The organism is Streptomyces sp. NPDC107559 (genome assembly GCF_055657365.1).
This window is the reverse complement of record NZ_JBVKBD010000007.1, coordinates 217,315-236,258: the sequence shown is the minus strand read 5'-3', so window position 1 is coordinate 236,258 and position 18,944 is coordinate 217,315. Positions and strand designations below refer to the sequence as shown.

At 72.4% G+C, this 18,944-nt stretch carries 19 protein-coding genes; 12 read left to right on the top strand and 7 right to left on the bottom strand.

What is annotated here, in order from left to right; all coding sequences use genetic code 11:
- Both ACZ7OY_RS22360 and ACZ7OY_RS22355 read right to left on the bottom strand, forming a co-directional pair.
- Positions 1–195: a DUF1918 domain-containing protein gene (locus ACZ7OY_RS22360; protein ID WP_351609514.1), complete on the bottom strand. Its 195-nt coding sequence runs from the start codon at positions 193–195 to the stop codon at positions 1–3.
- 26 nt (positions 196–221) lie between these two features.
- Positions 222–1,184, bottom strand: coding sequence for a DMT family transporter (locus ACZ7OY_RS22355; protein ID WP_471912961.1), 963 nt, complete (start codon positions 1,182–1,184; stop codon positions 222–224).
- Between ACZ7OY_RS22355 and ACZ7OY_RS22350 the strand changes: the two genes are divergently transcribed.
- From ACZ7OY_RS22350 to ACZ7OY_RS22340, 3 genes are all read left to right on the top strand, one after another.
- The gene (locus tag ACZ7OY_RS22350; protein WP_471912960.1) at positions 1,183–2,649 is read left to right on the top strand and encodes an aminotransferase-like domain-containing protein; all 1,467 of its coding nucleotides are present in this window, start codon (positions 1,183–1,185) and stop codon (positions 2,647–2,649) included. The two genes, ACZ7OY_RS22355 and ACZ7OY_RS22350, sit on opposite strands and share 2 nt — an antisense overlap.
- A 17-nt stretch (positions 2,650–2,666) precedes the next feature.
- Positions 2,667–3,140, top strand: coding sequence for a GNAT family N-acetyltransferase (locus ACZ7OY_RS22345; protein WP_471912959.1), 474 nt, complete (start codon positions 2,667–2,669; stop codon positions 3,138–3,140).
- Between the two features lie 116 nt (positions 3,141–3,256).
- Positions 3,257–3,853, top strand: a complete 597-nt coding sequence (locus ACZ7OY_RS22340; RefSeq protein WP_471912958.1) for a histidine phosphatase family protein — start codon at positions 3,257–3,259, stop codon at positions 3,851–3,853.
- Here the strand turns inward: ACZ7OY_RS22340 and ACZ7OY_RS22335 are convergent.
- Positions 3,832–4,377 carry a DUF6314 family protein gene (locus ACZ7OY_RS22335; RefSeq protein WP_471912957.1) on the bottom strand — a complete coding sequence of 182 codons (546 nt, stop codon included), beginning with the start codon at positions 4,375–4,377 and terminating at the stop codon, positions 3,832–3,834. The genes ACZ7OY_RS22340 and ACZ7OY_RS22335 overlap by 22 nt on opposite strands.
- Before the next feature lies 1 nt (position 4,378).
- Positions 4,379–4,636, bottom strand: coding sequence for a hypothetical protein (locus tag ACZ7OY_RS22330; RefSeq protein WP_471912956.1), 258 nt, complete (start codon positions 4,634–4,636; stop codon positions 4,379–4,381).
- Between the two features lie 211 nt (positions 4,637–4,847).
- Here ACZ7OY_RS22330 and ACZ7OY_RS22325 point away from each other — a divergent pair, with 211 nt between their 5' ends.
- Positions 4,848–7,331 carry an alpha-L-arabinofuranosidase C-terminal domain-containing protein gene (locus ACZ7OY_RS22325; RefSeq protein WP_471912955.1) on the top strand — a complete coding sequence of 828 codons (2,484 nt, stop codon included), beginning with the start codon at positions 4,848–4,850 and terminating at the stop codon, positions 7,329–7,331.
- On the opposite strand, the gene ACZ7OY_RS22320 is transcribed toward ACZ7OY_RS22325, so the two are convergent.
- Positions 7,318–7,755 (bottom strand): carboxymuconolactone decarboxylase family protein, encoded by a 438-nt coding sequence (locus ACZ7OY_RS22320; RefSeq protein WP_471912954.1) that lies wholly within the window; start codon positions 7,753–7,755, stop codon positions 7,318–7,320. The genes ACZ7OY_RS22325 and ACZ7OY_RS22320 overlap by 14 nt on opposite strands.
- Before the next feature lie 424 nt (positions 7,756–8,179).
- On the opposite strand from ACZ7OY_RS22320, the gene ACZ7OY_RS22315 reads away from it, so the two are divergent.
- From ACZ7OY_RS22315 to ACZ7OY_RS22280, 8 genes are read left to right on the top strand one after another with little or no spacing between them, the layout of a single operon-like run.
- Positions 8,180–10,933, top strand: a complete 2,754-nt coding sequence (locus tag ACZ7OY_RS22315) for a YfhO family protein (RefSeq protein WP_471912953.1) — start codon at positions 8,180–8,182, stop codon at positions 10,931–10,933.
- A 26-nt stretch (positions 10,934–10,959) separates the two neighbouring features.
- Positions 10,960–11,910, top strand: coding sequence for a glycosyltransferase family 2 protein (locus ACZ7OY_RS22310; RefSeq protein ID WP_471912952.1), 951 nt, complete (start codon positions 10,960–10,962; stop codon positions 11,908–11,910).
- Positions 11,907–12,392: a GtrA family protein gene (locus ACZ7OY_RS22305; protein ID WP_471912951.1), complete on the top strand. Its 486-nt coding sequence runs from the start codon at positions 11,907–11,909 to the stop codon at positions 12,390–12,392. Before ACZ7OY_RS22310 ends, ACZ7OY_RS22305 begins: the two co-directional genes overlap by 4 nt.
- A 45-nt stretch (positions 12,393–12,437) precedes the next feature.
- Complete coding sequence (gene argC / locus ACZ7OY_RS22300; protein WP_471912950.1) at positions 12,438–13,466, top strand: N-acetyl-gamma-glutamyl-phosphate reductase; 1,029 nt, start codon at positions 12,438–12,440, stop codon at positions 13,464–13,466.
- Entirely contained in the window at positions 13,463–14,641 is a 1,179-nt protein-coding gene (argJ, locus tag ACZ7OY_RS22295; protein WP_471912949.1) for a bifunctional glutamate N-acetyltransferase/amino-acid acetyltransferase ArgJ, read from the top strand. The genes argC and argJ overlap by 4 nt, the downstream gene beginning before the upstream one ends.
- Positions 14,638–15,543, top strand: a complete 906-nt coding sequence (gene argB, locus ACZ7OY_RS22290; protein WP_384730890.1) for an acetylglutamate kinase — start codon at positions 14,638–14,640, stop codon at positions 15,541–15,543. The genes argJ and argB overlap by 4 nt, the downstream gene beginning before the upstream one ends.
- The gene (locus ACZ7OY_RS22285) at positions 15,540–16,727 is read left to right on the top strand and encodes an acetylornithine transaminase (RefSeq protein ID WP_471912948.1); all 1,188 of its coding nucleotides are present in this window, start codon (positions 15,540–15,542) and stop codon (positions 16,725–16,727) included. The genes argB and ACZ7OY_RS22285 overlap by 4 nt, the downstream gene beginning before the upstream one ends.
- A gap of 19 nt (positions 16,728–16,746) precedes the next feature.
- Entirely contained in the window at positions 16,747–17,286 is a 540-nt protein-coding gene (locus tag ACZ7OY_RS22280) for an arginine repressor (protein ID WP_152887942.1), read from the top strand.
- 42 nt (positions 17,287–17,328) lie between these two features.
- Here the strand turns inward: ACZ7OY_RS22280 and ACZ7OY_RS22275 are convergent, their stop codons facing one another.
- Together ACZ7OY_RS22275 and ACZ7OY_RS22270 are read right to left on the bottom strand one after the other, a co-directional pair.
- Positions 17,329–18,069, bottom strand: coding sequence for an FAD:protein FMN transferase (locus ACZ7OY_RS22275; protein ID WP_471913136.1), 741 nt, complete (start codon positions 18,067–18,069; stop codon positions 17,329–17,331).
- Positions 18,070–18,136: 67 nt separating this feature from the next.
- Positions 18,137–18,943 carry an FMN-binding protein gene (locus ACZ7OY_RS22270; protein WP_471912947.1) on the bottom strand — a complete coding sequence of 269 codons (807 nt, stop codon included), beginning with the start codon at positions 18,941–18,943 and terminating at the stop codon, positions 18,137–18,139.
- Between the last annotated feature and the right edge of the window lies 1 nt (position 18,944).

Sequence of the window (18,944 nt, the reverse complement as noted above, 5' to 3'; positions counted from 1 at the left end):
TCACCGCTCCTTGTCGGGGTGCTTGACCTCGCAGTCGGGGCCGGGGGACATCACTGCCTCGTGTCCGTCGGGGAAGCGGACGCGGTAGGGCGGGTTGCCCTCCGTGCCCATCACCTCGACGACTTCCGATACCTGGTCGTGTTGGCCGACCACCCTGCCGTGCTGGACAAGCCGGTCGCCTTTGGTTGCGCGCATCTACGGGCCTCCTCACCAGTGCGCGCTCAGCCGCGCGCCCGCTGGGTGACGGCGATGCAGACGAGCACGGCGGCGGCCGTCAGCGGGGCGGCCGGCGTGAGGTGCTCGCCGAGCAGCAGCACCGACCACACCAGTGTGAGCAGCGGCTGCGCCAACTGCAACTGGCTGGCCTTCGGGATGCCGATGGCGGCCATCCCCCGGTACCAGACGACCAGGCCCAGGAACTGCGAGCCGGCCGCGACCCACAGCAGTCCGGCCACGCTGTGCACGCCGAGGTGCGGCGGCTGGTGCACGAGGGCCACGACGGCCACGGGCACGGTCAGCGGCAGGCACAGCACCAGCGCCCAGCCGACGACCTGCCAGCCCGGCAGTTCACGGGCCAGCCGGCCGCCCTCGGTGTACCCGGCCGCGCACACCAGCAACGCCCCGAAGAGGTAGAGGTCGGCGACGGTCAGGGCGCCCCCGCTCTGCTGCAGGGTGAAGGCGACCACGGCGGCGGCGCCCGCCAGCGCCGCCGCCCAGAAGGTGCGCGAGGGCCGGGCGCCGACGCGCAGGGCGGACAGCAGCGCCGTCGTCAGCGGGAGCAGGCCGACCACGACGGCGGCGTGCGCGGTGGTGGAGGTGCGCAGGGCGAGGGTGGTGAGCAGCGGAAAGCCGAGGACGACCCCGGCGGCGACGACCGCGAGCCCCGGCCGGTGCCGGCGGGCGGGCAGCGGTACCCGCAGGGCGAGCAGCGCGCCGCCCGCGATCAGTGCCGCGAGCACGCTGCGTACGGCGACCAGGGCCCAGGGCCCGAAGCCCTCCAGGCCCCAGACGGTGGCCGGGAAGGTGAGGGAGAAGGCGACGACACCGAGCGCGGCCTGCGCCGGGCCCGCGGCGGAACCCGGGGCGGGGTGACCGAGGGTGGGGGTGCCGGTGGAGGTGCCGTCCGGGGTGGGGGTGCCGACCGCTATCCGGGTCGAGGCAGTAGCGCTACTCTGTGCTCTCATGTATGAGCGTAGCAGCGTAGGAGAACTGGCGGAACGGCTGCGAAGAGAGCTCGACCGCTACTCTCCGGGTGGAAAGCTGCCGTCGAGCCGGGCGCTCGTGGAGCGGTTCCGGGTCAGTCCGGTGACCGTCTCGCGCGCCCTCGCCCAGCTCGCCGCCGAGGGGCTGGTGGTCACCCGGCCCGGCGCGGGCGCGTTCCGGGCGCGCCCGCGCACCGGTGCGGCGTCCGTCGGCGACACCTCCTGGCAGGAGGTCGCCCTCAGCGCGGACGGCGCCGCCGACCTCGTACCGCGCACGGTGGACGCCGCCGGGGTCACCGTCTCGCTCGCCGCGCCGCCGCCCGGAGTGATCGAGTTCAACGGCGGCTATCTGCATCCCACGCTCCAGCCCGAGCGGGCCATGGCCGCGGCCCTGTCGCGCGCCGGGCGCCGCCCCGGGGCATGGGGGCGGCCGCCCATGGAAGGGCTGCCGGAACTGCGCGAGTGGTTCGCCCGGGACATCGGCGGGTCGGTCACGGCCGCCGAGGTACTGGTCGCCGCGGGCGGCCAGGCGGCGCTGACCACCGCGCTACGCGCGCTGGCGCCCCCCGGCGCCCCCGTGCTCGTGGAGTCGCCCACCTACCCCGGGATGCTGGCCATCGCCCGCGCGGCGGGCCTGCGCCCGGTGCCCGTCCCGGTGGACGCGGACGGGGTGCGGCCGGACCTGCTCGCCGACGCCTTCCGGGCCACCGGCGCCCGCCTCCTCGTCTGCCAACCGCTGTTCCAGAACCCGACCGGCGCCGTGCTCGCCCCCGCCCGCCGCGGCGAGGTGCTGGGCATCGCCCGCAAGGCCGGCGCGTTCGTCGTCGAGGACGACTTCGTGCGCCGGCTCGTGCACGAGGACGCCGGTGAGCTGCCGCGGCCGCTCGCCGCGGACGACCCGGACGGCGTCGTGGTGCACGTCGGCTCGCTCACCAAGGCCACCTCGCCCAGCTTCCGGGTCAGCGCCCTGGCCGCGCGCGGCCCGGTCCTGGAACGACTGCGCGCCATCCAGGTCGTCGACAGCTTCTTCGTCCCCCGGCCGCTTCAGGAAGCCGCCCTGGAACTCGTCGGATCGCCTGCCTGGCCGCGTCATCTCCGCGCGATCTCAGCGGAGTTGAGGGCCCGCCGGGAGGCGATGACCACCGCCCTGCGCCTGACCGTGCCCGAACTCGCCCTGCCGCACGTTCCGTCCGGCGGCTACCACCTGTGGCTGCGCCTGCCCGACGGCACCGACGAGGCGGCCCTGACCGCCGCGGCCCTGCGCGCGGGCGTCGCGCTGACCCCCGGCCGTCCGTACTTCAGCGCCGAACCCCCGGCCGGACACCTGCGGCTGAGCTTCGCCGCCGTCGCGGGCACCGGGGAGATCACCGAGGGGGTACGGCGGCTGCGCGCGGCCTGCGACGAGGTGCTCCCGGCCTCCGCAAACCCTTCGACACGCGGCGGCTGAGCTGTGAGGATCCCGCCATGACCGACCTCAGCGACACTTCCGCCCCGTCCGCCTCGCCCGACCCCCGGGGTCTCGTCGAGGGGTACGAGCTCTCCACGGACCCGGACCGCGTCGACGTCGAGCGCGTGCACCACTGGCTGTCCACCGACGCGTACTGGGCGATCGGACGGTCGCGGGAGAAGCACGAGCGCGCCGTCGCCGGATCGCTCAATTTCGGCGTGTACGACACGGTTTCCGGCGAACAGGTGGCTTATGCCCGAGTCGTCACCGACCGGGCGACCTTCGCCTGGCTGTGCGACGTGTACGTGCACGCGTCGGTGCGGGGCAAGGGGATCGGCACGGCCCTGGTGGCCGCCGTGCGCGAGCACCTGCGGCCGTACGGGCTGCGCCGCCTGCTGCTGGCCACCCACGACGCCCACGGGGTCTACGAGAAGGTGGGATTCCGGGCGCTGGACGTCCCCGACCGGTGGATGGTCCTTACCTTCGAGTGAAGTTTTGGTGCGACTTGCCCGGCAGATCCCGACCCTCGGGTAAAAGATGATGCACCGCCGGTAACGCACGGGCGGGAACCCTTGACCGGTGGGCCCATGCGGCTCACGATCGCCGCATGGCACTTCGGGTCACTTTCGTCGCAGCCGCGCGCAGCTCCCCGTTGCTCGCCGAGCGCTTCGACGACGACCGGCCGCTGGACCAGGCGGGCTGGCAGGAGGTGCAGCGGGTGGCCGGCGAACTGCTGCCGCTCGCCGCCGCCGATCTGCGCTACTGCTCGCCGAACCCGCGCAGCCGTGCCACCGGGGACGCCCTCGGCTACGCGCCGCTCGTCCAGCTCGCCCTGCGGGACTGCGACATGGGCCGCTGGCGCGGGCTGACCATCGGCGAGGCGATGGCCCGGGAACCGCAGTCCGTGGACGCCTGGCTCGCCGACCCGCGCTCCGCCCCGCACGGCGGTGAGCCGCTGCTCGCCTTCATCTCCCGGGTCGGCGGCTGGCTGGACACCCGTCCGGTCGAGGACGGCGGCCGCATCGTCGCCGTCGCCGAGCCCTCCGTGATCCGCGCGGCCCTGGTGTACGCGTTGCAGGCGCCGCCCTCGACGTACTGGAACATGGACGTCCGGTCCCTGTCGGCGATCACCGTGAGCGGCCGCGCGGGCCGCTGGCACCTGCGCTTCGACTCCACGGCCGCTCAGCCCTCGCGGATGACGTAGTCGCCCGGCAGGCGTACGTAGTCGGTCGTCAGCACGAGGTCCTTCGCGGGGCCGCCGACCCGCCAGACCGTCCGCCAGTGGTCCCCGTCCCGGACGGTGAACTCGCCGCGGTAGAAGTCGGCGGCACAGGGGTGGTCGGCCACGTACCGTCCGGACGTCAGGTCCAGGTGATGGAAGGGCCGCCCGTCCGCGAACCGTACGTCCGCCGTGCCCGGTGCCGTGCCCGGCAGGAACCGCAGGGTCCGCTCGGCGGGCCGGGAGACGCCCCGCCAGACGAACCGGCCCGTCTCCCGGTGCAGCAGTCCGCCGCCGTCCAGCGGGCCGAAGCCGGTGACCCCCTCGAAGCGGCCCTCCTCGCCCCCGGCGAGATCCCGCACGGTGCGGGTCACCCGCCAGTGCCCGGCCAGGTGAGCCAGCACATCGGGCACGGGCCGGAAGCCGTCGGGCGTGTCGGGCCCATCGGGCACGGGCCGCGAGCCGCCCGGCGCGTCAGGCGCGTCGGGCTCGCGCTGGGAGCCGCCCATGTCAGCCCCGCCCCCTCGGCCGGCGCCGCCGCCATCCGTCCGGCGAGTCGGCGGGCGCTCTGCGCCGCGCCTGGGCCTGGATCTCGTGGTGCGCGGCATGGCTCGTGGCGCGGAACGCCTCCTCGTACGAGGCCAGCGCCGCCGCCAGACCCGCACCGGCGGTGCCGCGCCGTCGTATCCGCCGGGCCAGCCGGGTGAACAGCCCCAGGACGACCGCCAGACAGCCGGCCGTGACCAGGTAGGGAAGCAGCACATCCATGGCCTCGACCCTATGTCCTGGCCGCCGGTGTCCGGCAGCCCCGCCCCGGCAGCCCCGCCCCGGGAGCCACCGCACGTCCCATTGACGCGCTCATGCCTCCTCCCTAGGGTGCCGTTCGAAGTGCTGACCAGTGTTCGCAATGTCGAACAACGCAACTCGCACAGCTCGCAACTCGCACAGCTCACAACTCCTACAGAGTCGCGGAGTGTCCATGTCACGCACCATCCGTACCTGGCGGCGGCTCGGCCTCGCCGCCGTCGCCTTACTGCTGGCCTCGGCCGGGCTTCCCGCATCCGCGCACGCCGAGGACGTCACCGACTACGCGATCACCGTCGACCCGGCCGCCCGGGGCGCCAAGATCGCCGACACGATGTACGGCGTCTTCTTCGAGGACATCAACCGCGCCGCCGACGGCGGGCTGTACGCCGAACTCGTGCAGAACCGCTCGTTCGAGTACTCCAGCACCGACAACCGGTCCTACACGCCGCTCACCTCCTGGACGGTCACCGGTGGCGCCCAGGTCGTCGACGACGCCGGCCGCCTGGCCGAGCGCAACCGCAACTACCTCTCGATGAGCCCTGGTTCGGCAGTCACGAACGCGGGCTACAACACCGGCGTCAGCGTGCGGGAGGGCCGCAGGTACGACTTCTCGGTCTGGGCCCGCAGTGACAGCGGCAGCACGCTCACCGTCTCCCTCCAGGACGCCGACGGCACGCTGGCGCCCGCCCGCCGGGTGGCCGCCCGGGGCGGCTGGGCCAAGTACACCGCCACGTTCACCGCGAGCCGCACCAGCAGCACCGGCCGGCTCGCCGTGGCCTCCACCGGCGCCGCCGCCCTCGACATGGTGTCGCTGTTCCCGCGCGACACCTACAGGCACGAGCCCAACGGCCTGCGCAAGGACCTCGCCGAGAAGATCGCCGCCCTGCACCCGGGCTTCGTGCGCTTCCCCGGCGGCTGCCTGGTCAACACCGGCTCGATGCAGGACTACAGCGAGGCCTCCGGCTGGCAGCGGGCCCGCTCCTACCAGTGGAAGGACACCGTCGGCCCGGTCGAGCAGCGCGCCACCAACGCCAACTTCTGGGGCTACAACCAGAGTTACGGACTCGGCTACTACGAGTACTTCCGGCTCGCCGAGGACGTCGGCGCGATGCCGCTGCCCGTCGTGCCCGCCCTGGTGACCGGGTGCGGCCAGAACCGGGCCGTCGACGACGACGCCCTGCTCCGGCGGCACATCCAGGACACCCTCGACCTCATCGAGTTCGCCAACGGTCCGGTGACCTCGACCTGGGGCGGATTGCGTGCCCGGATGGGTCACCCCCGGCCCTTCCGCCTCACCCACATCGAGGTCGGCAACGAGGAGAACCTCCCGGCCGAGTTCTTCGCCCGGTTCAAGGAGTTCCGCGCCGCCGTCGCGGCCGCCTACCCGGACATCACCCTCGTCTCCAACTCCGGCCCGGACGACGCCGGTACGACCTTCGACACGGCCTGGCGGCTCAACCGGGAGGCCGGTGTCGCCCTGGTCGACGAGCACTACTACAACAGCCCGCAGTGGTTCCTCCAGAACAACGACCGCTACGACACCTACGACCGCGGCGGCCCGAAGGTGTTCCTCGGCGAGTACGCCTCCGGAGGCAACGCCTTCAAGAACGGACTCGCCGAAGCCGCATACATGACCGGCCTGGAACGCAACGCGGACATCGTTCAACTCGCCTCCTACGCACCGCTGCTCGCCAACGAGGACTACGTCCAGTGGAGCCCCGACCTGGTCTGGTTCAACAACCAGGCGTCCTGGGGCTCGGCCAACTACGAGGTCCAGAAGCTGTTCATGACCAACGTCGGCGACCGCGTGGTGCCCAGCACCGCCTCCACCACACCCTCCGTCAGCGGCCCCATCGCGGGCGCCGTCGGCCTGTCGACCTGGGCGACGACGGCCGCCTACGACGACGTGCGGGTGACCGGCGCGGACGGCACGACCCTGCTCGACGACGACTTCGGTCAGGACGCTTCCCGGTGGACCCACACCGGCGGCGGCAGCTGGAGCGTCCAGGACGGCCAGTACGTCCAGAGCGACGTGACCGCGGAGAACACCATGGTCTCGGCGGGCGATACCGCCTGGCACGACTACGACCTGAGCGTGCAGGCCACCAAGAAGTCCGGCAAGGAGGGCTTCCTCGTCGCCTTCGGCGTCCAGGACACCGGCAACTACTACTGGTGGAACCTCGGCGGCTGGAACAACACCACCAGCGCCGTCGAACAGGCCGTGGACGGCGGCAAGTCGACGCTGATCGCCAAGCCCGGGACCATCGAGACCGGTCGCACCTACGACGTCGGCATCAAGGTGCGGGGCCGCCAGGTGACCCTCTACCTCGACGGCGAGGTGTGGGGCAGCTTCACCGACGACAAGCCGGCCGAGCCGTTCCGGCAGGTCGTCACCGAGGACCGGCGGACCGGTGATTTGATCGTCAAGGTCGTCAACGCCCGCTCCTCGGCTGCCCGTACGGCGATCGACCTCGGCGGCGCCCGGGTGGCGGACAGGGCCCGGGTGACCACGCTGGCCGCCGCCCCCGACGCGGTGAACACCGAGACGCGGACCGAGGTGGCGCCGGTGACGTCGATCCTCACCGGCGTCGCCGACCGGTTCACGTACACCTTCCCCGCGGACTCCGTCACCTTCCTGCGGATCAGGCGGAGGTAGCCGGCGCACCGGTGGGCTGCTGCCCCAGCGGCAGCAGCCCACGCTCGGCGAACACCTTCTTCGCGGCGAAGGTCGCGTTCAGCGCCCGGGGCATACCGCAGTAGACGGCCGCGTGCAGCAGCGCCTCGGTGATCTGCTCAGGCGTGAGGCCCACGTTCAGGGCCGCGTTCACATGCACGTCGAGCTGCGCCTCGCAGCCGCCGAGCGCGGTCAGGACACCCAGGGTCACCAACTGGCGGTCCCGCGGGACGAGTCCGGGCCGGTCGTAGATCTCGCCGAAGGCCCAGGAGACGACCTGGTGGCCGAGCTCGGGGCTGACGTCGTCGAGCGCGTCGACGACCCGCTGCCCGGCCTCGCCGTCGACCCTCTTCAGGACCTCCAGGCCATGGGCGAAACGCTCTTCACGGGTGCTGTTCGGGTTCATGGCGGAGACCGTAGGAGTTGGAGCGCGCTCCAGGTCAAGCCGAGCCGCGCACCAGGGCCCTCCGTCTCGCAGTCGCGGCCCTCCATCTCCCCCCCGTAATCCCGGCCTTCAACCCCGCAATTGCATGCAGGACGAATTCCATTACCCAGGTGTTCTCTCGGAGTTAACCGGGCTGTTCGTGTGGCCTGTGGCCGTTTCCGAAGGGAACTTCATCAATTCCCGTACACGGCACAACCATTCGGAATCCAGGCCCGTCTAAGGCGGCGAATCAATAATGCGGGGGAAGTGACGCCCCTGGACGAGACGTCATGCGTGCCGCTTCCCCGGGGGGTCTGCGAACAATGGAACACTCGACTTTGCTTACCGCTCCTTCGTGTGGCATTCCTCACAGGAACACGCGGAGCCGTCCATTCCGGAGCAAGGCGTGAAACCGACCGTCCCCCCGGCGCCGCCGACCGCACCCGCGCCGTCCGCCCCACCGCGGTCCGGCCGGACGCCCCGGTTCCGTGTCCGGCTCCGGCCGCCCCGCCCGGCCGTCCGGCCGGAACAGGCAGCCGCCCTGCTCGCCGCGGCCATCACGGTCCTCGTGTCCTGCGCCGCCGACATCGTGGCGCGCAGCTACCCCTTCGGACCGCGCCCCCGCAACGTCAGCGACCTGGGCAACCAGTACGTGCCGTTCCACGCGTACCTGTGGGACCTGCTGCACGGCCGGGCCGACGGCGGCCTGCTGATGAACTGGCGGTCCGGGTTCGGCGCCAGCTTCCTGCCCGACCTCGGCACCTATCTGAGCAGCCCGTTCGCCCTGCTCGTGGCGGTCTTCCCGCGGGACGAGATCGACCTCGCGGTGTACGTGATCACCGTGCTGAAGACGGCCTGCGCCGGTGCGGCCATGGCCTGGCTGCTGCTCGCCCTGCGGCCCGGCCGCTGGTGGGCCGCGGGACTGCTCGGCGCCTCCTACGCCCTGTGCGGCTGGAGCGTGCTGATGGCCACGGTCAACCCGATGTGGCTCGACGGTCTCATCGCCCTGCCGCTGCTGTGCCTGGTCGGCGAATGGGCGCTGCACGGACGGCGGCCGGTGCTCGGGGCGCTGGTCGTGGCCCTCGCCTGGATCGCCAACTTCTACACGGCGTACATGGCCACCCTCGGCGCCGGTCTGGTGCTGCTGCTGCGGCTGTCGCTCTGCGGCCTCCCGCCGCGGCAGCTGCTCGCGGCCGCGGGCCGGGCGGTACGCAGCACCGTGCTCGGCATCGGTCTGGCCGCGCCGCTGGTGACCGTCGTGTACTTCGGGACCAGACACGCCTATCCGGGCCGGGTCACCGAGTTCCGGCCGCTGGCGTTCGAGTACCTGCTGGCCCACCTGCTGCCGACGTCGTACAGCTTCAGCAGCCCGGCCGTCTACGTGGGCACCGCGGCCCTGCTGCTCGCCCTCGCCCTGCCCTTCCACCGGGCGGTGCCCCGGCGGGTGCGCGCCGCGTGGACGCTGCTGGTGGTGGCGATGACCCTGTCGATGCGCTGGGGGCCGACCCATCTGGTCTGGCACGCCTTCGCCACCCCGCAGGGCAGCGCGTACCGCCAGGCCTTCGTGCTGTGCGGGCTGCTGGTGATCGCCGCCTGGACCTCGCTCTCCTACGGTCCTCCCGGTCCGCGCGCGCTGCTCGCGGCGGCCGGGCTGCTCGCCCTGGTCATGGCCGTGGCGGCCGGCAGCGAACCCGCCCACCACTCCTTCACCCTGCCGATCGCCGTGCTCGCCGCCCTGGCGGCACTGACCGGCCTGGCCCTGCTGGGCCGCGCGGACCGCACGTACCGCACGGACGGTTCGGCCGGCACTGCGCACCGGGACGGCGGCCGCCGTCGCGCCGTCCTCGCCGGGCTGGCCGCGGTCCTGCTGCTCGGCGGGCAGTTCGGCGAGGCCGCCGCCACCTCCGCCGTGGCCACGCGGTCGCGGGCCACCCGCATGGACGACCACAGCCCCTGGGGCGCCCGTCGGCAGACCCAGGCGGAGCTGATCGCCGCGGCCGACGGCTGGCCCCGCTACCGCACCGATCCGGGCCGGGAGCAGACTGCCGGCAACGACCCGATGGAGGTGGGCGGCCAGGGCGCCCCGTACTACAGCAGCCTCACCTCCGACGTCCTCAGCCGCACCCTCACCGCGCTCGGGGGCGGCTGGACCTCCCGGGGCCGCAACCTGCAGAGCCTGGACAACGCCGTCACGGACGCGATCTTCTCCGTCGGCGCCCGGGTGCACTCCCCGCCCGACCCGGACCAGAAGCGGTTCCCCCGGGACGGCAGCCGGACCACCGTGTCCCGGCAGCCGGTGCCGCCGCTGGTCACCGTGCGGCCGTCCGGCACCGGCGCGGACCGGCCCGGCTTCGGCCCGTCCCCGTACCGCAACCAGGAACTGCTGCTCGGCACCCGCGTCTACACCGTGCCCCGCCTGACCGTGCGCACCGCCGCCGGCCCGGTGGCGCCCCGCGGCGGCGGCGTGCGCCTCGGGACGCTCGCCGCCGGGGCCACCGGGCCGCGGCCGGCGATCACCGCCCGCTGCCGGCCCGGCAGCGAGATCTATCTGTGGGCACCGCACTTCTCGGGCACCGCCCGCCTGGCCGGTGCCCCGGAGACGGCCCCGACCGGCCGCTTCCGCTCCGACCACCTCGCCACCGCGATCGCCTCCATGCAGCGCCTCGGCCGGGTGCCCGCGTCCGGACACCTCACGATCGAGCTGTCCCCGGACGCGACGAGCACCGTCCCGGACGGCGCGGTCGGCTGCCTGGACACCGCCCGGCTGCGCACCGCGGTCGAACGTCTCACGGCGACCGGCGCCACCGAGGTGACCGTCTCCGACGGCACCGTCCGGGCCGTGCTCCCCGCGGGCAGCCGCGGGACCGCGGTCCTGGCGGCCCCGCGGATCGCCGGCTGGCGCTGCGCCACGGGTGCCGCCGACGCCGTACCCGCCGAGAGCTTCCACGGCCTGATCGCCGTCCCGCTCGACGGCACCTCGACCAGCCTCACCTGCACGTTCCATCCGCCCGGGCTGCGCCTGGGCGCCGCGGCCGGGGGAGTGTCGCTGTTGGCGCTGACCCTGCTCGGTGTGCTCACCGCCGTCCGCGGACGGCGTGCGAGGACACCTTCGACGACCACCCGGCCATCCGACCGCACCGACGCACGAGTGGTGCTCTGACACCGCGCCACAGGGGGAGAAGAACCATGCTCATCTCGATCGTCGCACCCTGCTACAACGAGGAAGACGTCATCGAGCGCTTCCACGACCACGTCCAGCGGGTCGCGGAGGAGCTCCTGCCACGCGGTCACGACATGGAGTTCGTGTACGTCGACGACGGCAGCCGCGACCGTACGCTGGCCGTCCTGATGCGGCTGGCGGCCCAGGACTCGCGCGTACGGTACGTCTCCTTCAGCCGGAACTTCGGCAAGGAGGCGGCGCTGCTGGCCGGTCTGCACCACGCATCGGGGGACTGCGTGGTCGTCATGGACTCGGATCTCCAGCATCCGCCCGAACTGATCACCCGCATGGTGGACCTGCGCGAACAGGGCTTCGACCAGGTCATCGCCAAGCGCACCCGCAGCGGCGACAAGATGCTGCGCACCGTCACCGCCCGGCTGTACTACCGGTTCGTCAACCGGCTCGTCGACGTCGAGCTCGTGGACGGGGCGGGGGACTTCCGGCTGCTGTCCCGCCGGGTGGTGGACGCGGTCCTGGCGCTCAGCGAGTACAACCGCTTCTCCAAGGGTCTGTTCGCCTGGGTGGGGTTCGCCGCCACCACCTTCGAGTACGAGAACGCGGTGCGCGAGCACGGCCGCAGCTCGTGGAGTCTGCGGGGCCTGCTCAACTACGGGATCGACGGACTGCTGTCGTTCAACAACCGGCCGCTGCGGGCCGCTCTCTACCTCGGCATGGCCCTGCTGCTGTGCGCCGGGCTGTACACGGCGTGGATCGTGGGCGCGGCGCTGGTCAACGGCGTGCAGACGCCCGGCTATGTCACGGTCATCACCGCCGTCACGGCGCTCGCCGGGGTCCAGATGACCATGCTGGGGGTCATCGGGGAGTACACGGGCCGGATCTACTACGAGGTGAAGCGGCGCCCGCACTTCCTGGTGAAGGCGACCAACGTACGACGAGTGGAAGACCTGATTCCGTGACACCCGACCAGAGACCGCGGCCCGTGCGCCGGCAGATCATCACCTTCGCCGTGATCGGTGTGATCAACACTGCCACGTACTACGGTTTTTACCTTCTGTTTCTTCTCTCCTTGCCCTATCTGGCCGCTCATGTGTTTGCATTTTTACTGAGCATGACCGGTTCTTTCTTTCTGAATGCGCGCTTCACCTATCGGACCCGACCGACCTGGCGGAAATTCCTGCTGTTCCCGTTGACGAATGCGGCCAATTTCCTGATCACCACGGCGGGCGTGTACGTGATCGTCGACGTCCTGCACCAGGGGAGCCGCTTCGCCCCGCTCGCCGCGTCCATGGCGGCGGTCCCGGTGACGTTCGTGGTCTCCCGCTGGGTCATGTCGCCCGGCGGGCCCGCCGTCACGGATCCCGGAGCGGATCTCGAGGCGGATCCCGGCGCGGGTGCCGTCCGGGACGCCGGGAGGAGCGCCGTCAGAGAGATTGCATAAACGTGCAGCGATACGTATAGTCATGCCATCCAGGAGGAGGGTGACATGGCGGTACGAGCAGCGGTGGCCGGAGCGAGTGGATACGCGGGCGGAGAGGTCCTGCGCCTCCTCCTCGCGCACCCCGAGATCGAGATCGGCGCCCTGACCGGCAACACCAACGCGGGCGAGCGGCTCGGCGCGCTCCAGCCGCACCTGCTGCCGCTGGCCGACCGCGTCCTGGCCGCGACCACGCCCGAGATTCTCGCCGGGCACGACGTCGTCTTCCTCGCCCTGCCGCACGGACAGTCCGCCGCCGTCGCCGAACGGCTCGGCCCGGACGTCCTCGTGGTCGACATGGGCGCCGACTTCCGGCTCAAGGACGTGGCCGACTGGGAGCGGTTCTACGGCTCCGCGCACGCCGGCACCTGGCCCTACGGCCTCCCCGAACTTCCGGGTGGCCGCGCCGCGCTGGAGGGGTCCAAGCGCATCGCGGTGCCCGGTTGCTACCCGACCGCCGCCACCCTCGCGCTGTTCCCCGCGTACGCCGCCGGGCTGGCCGAGACCGAGGCCGTGATCGTCGCCGCCTCCGGCACCTCCGGCGCGGGCAAGGCGCCCAAGGCGCACCTGCTGGGCAGCGAGGTCATGGGCTCGATGACGCCCTACGGCGTCGGCGGCGGCCACCGGCACACCCCCGAGATGATCCAGAACCTGGCCGCGGCCGCGGGCGAGCCGGTCACCGTCTCCTTCACCCCGACCCTCGCGCCGATGCCCCGCGGCATCCTCGCCACGTGCAGCGCCAAGGCCCGGCCGGGCGTCACCGCCGAGTCGGTGCGCGCCGCCTACACCAAGGCCTTCGCCGACGAGCCCTTCGTCCATCTGCTCCCCGAGGGCCGCTGGCCCGCCACGGCGTCCGTCTACGGTTCCAACGCTGTTCAGGTGCAGGTCGCGTACGACGAGGCAGCGGGCCGCATCATCGCGATCAGCGCCATCGACAACCTGACCAAGGGCACCGCGGGCGGTGCCGTCCAGAGCATGAACATCGCCCTGGGACTCGACGAGACCACCGGGCTTTCCACGATCGGAGTCGCACCGTGAGCGTCACGGCAGCCAAGGGATTCACGGCGGCGGGCATCGCCGCCGGGATCAAGGAGAACGGCAACCCGGACCTGGCCCTGGTGGTCAACACCGGGCCCCGCCTTGCCGCCGCGGGCGTCTTCACCTCCAATCGCGTGAAGGCCGCGCCGGTGCTGTGGTCCGAGCAGGTCCTCAAGGGCGGTGAACTGACCGCCGTCGTCCTGAACTCGGGCGGCGCCAACGCCTGCACGGGACCGAAGGGCTTCCAGGACACGCACGCGACCGCCGAGAAGGTCGCCGAGTCGCTCAACAGCGCCGGGTACGACGAGACGGGCGGCCACGCGGCCGGCACGATCGCCGTCTGCTCCACCGGCCTGATCGGCGTCCTCCTGCCCATGGACAAGCTGCTGCGCGGCGTCGACAAGGCGGTCGCCCAACTCGGCCCGCACGGCGGCGAGAAGGCCGCCATCGCCATCAAGACCACCGACACCGTCCACAAGACGTCCGTCGTCTCCCGGGACGGCTGGACCGTCGGCGGCATGGCCAAGGGCGCGGGCATGCTCGCCCCCGGCCTGGCCACCATGCTCGTCGTCCTGACCACCGACGCCGACCTCGGCAGCGACGTACTGGACCGGGCCCTGCGCGCCGCGACCCGTACGACCTTCGACCGCGTCGACTCCGACGGCTGCATGTCCACCAACGACACCGTGCTGCTGCTCGCCTCCGGCGCCTCCGGGATCACCCCGCCGTACGAGGAGTTCGCCGAGGCCGTCCGGGCCGTCTGCGACGACCTCGGACAGCAGCTCATCCGGGACGCCGAGGGCGCCAGCAAGGACATCAAGGTCGAGGTGGTCAACGCCGCGACCGAGGAGGACGCCGTCGAGGTGGGCCGCTCCATCGCCCGCAACAACCTCCTCAAGTGCGCCATCCACGGCGAGGACCCCAACTGGGGACGCGTGCTGTCCGCCATCGGCACCACCTCCGCCGCCTTCGAGCCCGACCGGCTGAACGTCGCCATCAACGGCGTCTGGGTGTGCAAGGACGGCGGCGTCGGCGAGGACCGCGACAAGGTCGACATGCGCTACCGCGAGGTGCACATCGTCGCCGACCTCGCGGCCGGCTCCGAGACCGCCACCATCTGGACCAACGACCTCACCGCGGACTACGTCCACGAGAACAGCGCGTACAGCTCATGAGCACCACACGCAAACACACCGCCCTGCCCAAGGCCGAGATCCTCATCGAGGCGCTGCCCTGGCTGACCCGGCACAACGGCAAGACCGTCGTCGTCAAGTTCGGCGGCAACGCCATGATCGACGAGCAGCTGAAGGCCGCGTTCGCGCAGGACATCGTGTTCCTGCACCACGCCGGCCTCAAGCCGGTCGTCGTGCACGGCGGCGGCCCCCAGATCAGCGCGGCCCTCGACCGGCACGGCATCGTCAGCGAGTTCAAGGCGGGCCTGCGGGTCACCACCGAGGACGCCATGGACGTCGTACGCATGGTGCTGGCCGGGCAGGTCCAGCGCGAGCTCGTCGGACTGCTCAACCAGCACGGCCCGCTCGCCGTCGGCCTCACCGGCGAGGACGCGCACACCATCACCGCCACCAGGCACCGGCCCGAGATCGACGGCGAGCCGGTCGACATCGGGCGGGTGGGCGAGATCACCGCGATCGACACGGGCGCCATCGAGGCGCTCCTCGCCGACGGCCGCATCCCGGTCGTCTCCTCGATCGCCCGGAGCCAGGACGACGGACATGTCTACAACGTCAATGCTGATACGGCGGCTGCGGCACTCGCTGCGGCACTGGGCGCCGAGACCCTCATGGTCCTCACCGACGTCGAGGGACTGTACGAGGACTGGCCGAACAGCGACGAGGTGATCAGCCGCCTCACCGCGTCCCAGCTCGAGAAACTCCTGCCGGAGCTGTCCTCCGGCATGGTGCCGAAGATGGAGGGCTGCCTGCACGCCGTACGCAACGGCGTCACCACCGCCCGCGTCATCGACGGCCGCGTCCAGCACTCGATCCTGCTGGAGATCTTCACGGACGAAGGAATCGGCACGATGGTCGTGCCCGACGAGGAGGGGGACCCCACATGACCGCCAACGAGGACCTCACCCAGCGGTGGCAGGGCGCCCTCATGAACAACTACGGCACCCCGCGACTCCCCCTCGTACGCGGCGCGGGCACCCGGCTGTGGGACGCCGACGGCAAGGAGTACGTCGACTTCGTCGGCGGCATCGCGGTCAACGCGCTCGGCCACGCCCACCCCGCGGTCGTCGAGGCCGTCAGCAGGCAGATCGCCTCCCTCGGCCATGTCTCCAACCTCTTCGTCGCCGAACCGCCCGTCGCCCTCGCCGAACGGCTGCTCCAGCACTTCGGCCGGGACGGCAAGGTCTACTTCTGCAACTCCGGCGCCGAGGCCAACGAGGGCGCCTTCAAGATCGGCCGGCTGACCGGGCGGACCCGCATGGTCGCCACCCAGGGCGGCTTCCACGGCCGCACCATGGGCGCGCTCGCGCTCACCGGCCAGCCCGGCAAGCAGGAGCCGTTCCTGCCGCTGCCCGGCGACGTCACCCACGTGCCCTACGGCGACGCGCAGGCGCTGGCCGCCGCGGTGACCGAGGAGACCGCGCTGGTCGTCATCGAGCCCATCCAGGGCGAGAACGGTGTCGTCGTCCCGCCCGCCGGATATCTGAAGGCGGCCCGGGCGATCACCGCCGCCACCGGCGCGCTGCTGGTCCTCGACGAGGTGCAGACCGGCATCGGCCGCACCGGCCACTGGTTCGAGTACCAGGCCCACGAGGGTGTCCTGCCCGACGTCGTCACCCTCGCCAAGGGCCTGGGCGGCGGGCTGCCGCTCGGCGCGACCGTCGCCTTCGGGCGCGCCGCCGAACTGCTGCGCCCCGGACACCACGGCACGACCTTCGGCGGCAACCCCGTCGCCTGCGCGGCCGGACTCGCCGTCCTCGACACGATCACCGCGGACGGCCTCCTGCAGAACGTCAAGAACCAGAGCGAGCGGCTGCGCGCCGGGATCGAGTCGCTCGGCCACCCGTTGATCGACCACGTCAGGGGCGCCGGACTCCTGCTGGGTATCGTGCTCACCGAGCCGCTCGCGCAGCAGGTGCAGCAGGCGGCCCAGGACGCCGGTCTCCTCGTGAACGCGCCCGCACCCGATGTCGTACGGCTGATGCCGGCGCTGAACCTCGGCGACGACGACGTGGACGCGCTGCTCGGGGCGATGCCCGGCATCCTGGACGTGGCCAAGGGGGACGGATGATCCGGGGAATGAGACGACGATGAGCCAGGCGCAGGACCACGACCAGACCGGGGGGCCGGCCGTACCGCAGACCCGCACCGCCCGCCACCGCCGGATCGTCGACATTCTCAACCGGCAACCGGTGCGCTCCCAGAGCCAGTTGGCGAAGCTCCTCGCCGACGACGGGCTGACCGTCACCCAGGCGACGCTCTCCCGGGACCTGGACGAGCTCAACGCGGTGAAGATCCGCAACAACGACGGCGACCTGATCTACGCGGTTCCCAGCGAGGGCGGCTTCCGCACCCCGCGCGCCCCGCTGGGGGAGTCGGCGAAGGAGGAGCGGATGCGGCGCCTGTCCCAGGAGCTGCTGATCTCCGCGGAGGCCTCCGCCAACCTCGTGGTCCTGCGTACCCCGCCGGGGGCGGCGCAGTTCCTGGCCTCGGCGATCGACCAGGCGGAACTGCACGACATCCTGGGCACCATCGCCGGCGACGACACCCTGATGCTGATCAGCCGGAACCCGACCGGGGGGCAGGCGCTGGCCGACCATCTGCTGCGGCTGGCGCAGAACGGCCACTGACCCGGCTGCCGTCCGCAGCCGGGTTCCGAGTTCGCGGGGCGCTCAGCCCAGCCGGGCCGCGAGCCCCCCGGTGCACCGCACCTCGTCGCCGGCCGTGATCAGCAGCGCCTCCACCCCCGGCAGGTCCTCCAGCCAGGCCAGCGCCTGGCGCGAGCCCATCGCGAAGGCGGCCGTGGCCCAGCAGTCGGCCCAGGTCAGCGAGGGGCCGACCACGGTCACGGCCACCAGGTCGGTCACCGCCGAACGCCCGGTGCGCGGATCCACGATGTGCGCGCCCCGCTCGGCCGTACCGGAGGTGGCCACCGCCAGCCGGTCGGTACCGGCCGCCGAGATCACCGCCGCAAGCCCGCCCGGCCGCAGCGGGTCGGCCACCCCCACGCGCCACGGCCGCTGCGGTCCCGGGGTGCCCGACAGCTGGACGTCACCGCCGCCGTTCACGCTCACCCCGCTCACTCCGGGGACGACGGCCAGCCGCCGGGCGGCCCGCTCGGCCGCCCAGCCCTTGACGATCCCGGTAGGGTCGAGACGCCCCTGGTAGGTGGTGCTGAACCAGCCGTCGCTCAGCCGTTCCGCCTGCGCGCCCAGCTCCAGCACCTCGGCCATCTCGGGGGTGCACTCCTCGACGGACAGCTCGCCGCGGGCCAGCCGGGACAGCTCGCTGTTCTCGCGGTAGGTGCTGAACACGTCGTCGGCCCGGTGCAGTTCGGCGACGGCCGTGTCGAGCGCGGCCCGCACGGCGCCGGGCTCCCCGCCCCGGACGTCGAAGGAGAAGACGGTCCCCATGACCTCCTCCGCGTGCCGTACCGGGGCGGGATCCTGCGCGGAACCGGTCTCCGACTCGGCCACCGGCTCAGCCACCGACCTGGTCCAGGGCGGACTGGAGGGACTGCTTGTAGCCGGTGCTGGTGTAGGTCGCCCCCGACACCGCGTCGATGTCCGCGGTGCCGGCCGCCACCGCCTCCTGGTTGAGCTTCGGCACGGCCAGGGCGGTCTTCTGGCTGCTGGTGCCGCCGCTGGGGGCCTGCACCGCGTCCGCCTTGGTTATCTTGCCGCCGCTGACCGTGATCCGGACCTGGACCGGGCCGTACTGGGTCTGCGCCACGCTGCCGGTGACGGTGCGGGCCTGCGCGGCCGGGGCCGAGGCCTTGCCGCCCGCGTTGCCGCTCCCGCCGCCGGTGCTGCTCCCCGCGGCGGAGCCGCCCGCGGCCTTCGCCTGGTCCAGGGCGGACTGGAGGGACTGCTTGTAGCCGGCGCTGGTGTACGTGGCGCCGGAGACGGCGTCGATGTCCGCGCTCTGCGCGGCGACCGCCTCCTGGTTGAGCTTCGGCACGGCCAGCTCGGTCTTCTGGGTGCTGGTGCCGCCGCTGGGGGCCTGCACCGCCTCCGCCTTGGTGATCTTGCCGCCGCTCATGGTCAGGCGCACCTGGACGGGGCCGTACTGGGTCTGGGCCACGCGTCCGGTGACCGTGCCGGACCCGGCGGCCGCGGCGCCGCCCTGGGCCGACTCCTGTGCCGCGGCCGTCTGTTGCGGGATCGCGCCGGCGGCCTGCGCGGCGTTCGGGTCGGTCGTCGGCTTCAGCGACAGCAGCAGCACGATTCCGGACACGGTGGCGGCGGTCGCGAGCACGATACGCCGCAGGGGGTGGCTCTTCTTCATC

Coding starts and splice junctions, on each gene's coding strand:
- ACZ7OY_RS22350 (WP_471912960.1), top strand. CDS start 1,183: ATGTATGAGCGTAGCAGCGTAGGAGAACTGGCGGAACGGCTGCGAAGA.
- ACZ7OY_RS22310 (WP_471912952.1), top strand. CDS start 10,960: ATGCTCATCTCGATCGTCGCACCCTGCTACAACGAGGAAGACGTCATC.
- ACZ7OY_RS22360 (WP_351609514.1), bottom strand. CDS start 195: ATGCGCGCAACCAAAGGCGACCGGCTTGTCCAGCACGGCAGGGTGGTC.
- ACZ7OY_RS22270 (WP_471912947.1), bottom strand. CDS start 18,943: ATGAAGAAGAGCCACCCCCTGCGGCGTATCGTGCTCGCGACCGCCGCC.
- argB (WP_384730890.1), top strand. CDS start 14,638: ATGAGCACCACACGCAAACACACCGCCCTGCCCAAGGCCGAGATCCTC.
- ACZ7OY_RS22345 (WP_471912959.1), top strand. CDS start 2,667: ATGACCGACCTCAGCGACACTTCCGCCCCGTCCGCCTCGCCCGACCCC.
- ACZ7OY_RS22325 (WP_471912955.1), top strand. CDS start 4,848: ATGTCACGCACCATCCGTACCTGGCGGCGGCTCGGCCTCGCCGCCGTC.
- ACZ7OY_RS22330 (WP_471912956.1), bottom strand. CDS start 4,636: ATGGATGTGCTGCTTCCCTACCTGGTCACGGCCGGCTGTCTGGCGGTC.
- argC (WP_471912950.1), top strand. CDS start 12,438: ATGGCGGTACGAGCAGCGGTGGCCGGAGCGAGTGGATACGCGGGCGGA.
- ACZ7OY_RS22275 (WP_471913136.1), bottom strand. CDS start 18,069: ATGGGGACCGTCTTCTCCTTCGACGTCCGGGGCGGGGAGCCCGGCGCC.
- ACZ7OY_RS22285 (WP_471912948.1), top strand. CDS start 15,540: ATGACCGCCAACGAGGACCTCACCCAGCGGTGGCAGGGCGCCCTCATG.
- ACZ7OY_RS22320 (WP_471912954.1), bottom strand. CDS start 7,755: ATGAACCCGAACAGCACCCGTGAAGAGCGTTTCGCCCATGGCCTGGAG.
- ACZ7OY_RS22280 (WP_152887942.1), top strand. CDS start 16,747: ATGAGCCAGGCGCAGGACCACGACCAGACCGGGGGGCCGGCCGTACCG.
- ACZ7OY_RS22355 (WP_471912961.1), bottom strand. CDS start 1,184: ATGAGAGCACAGAGTAGCGCTACTGCCTCGACCCGGATAGCGGTCGGC.
- ACZ7OY_RS22340 (WP_471912958.1), top strand. CDS start 3,257: ATGGCACTTCGGGTCACTTTCGTCGCAGCCGCGCGCAGCTCCCCGTTG.
- ACZ7OY_RS22335 (WP_471912957.1), bottom strand. CDS start 4,377: ATGGGCGGCTCCCAGCGCGAGCCCGACGCGCCTGACGCGCCGGGCGGC.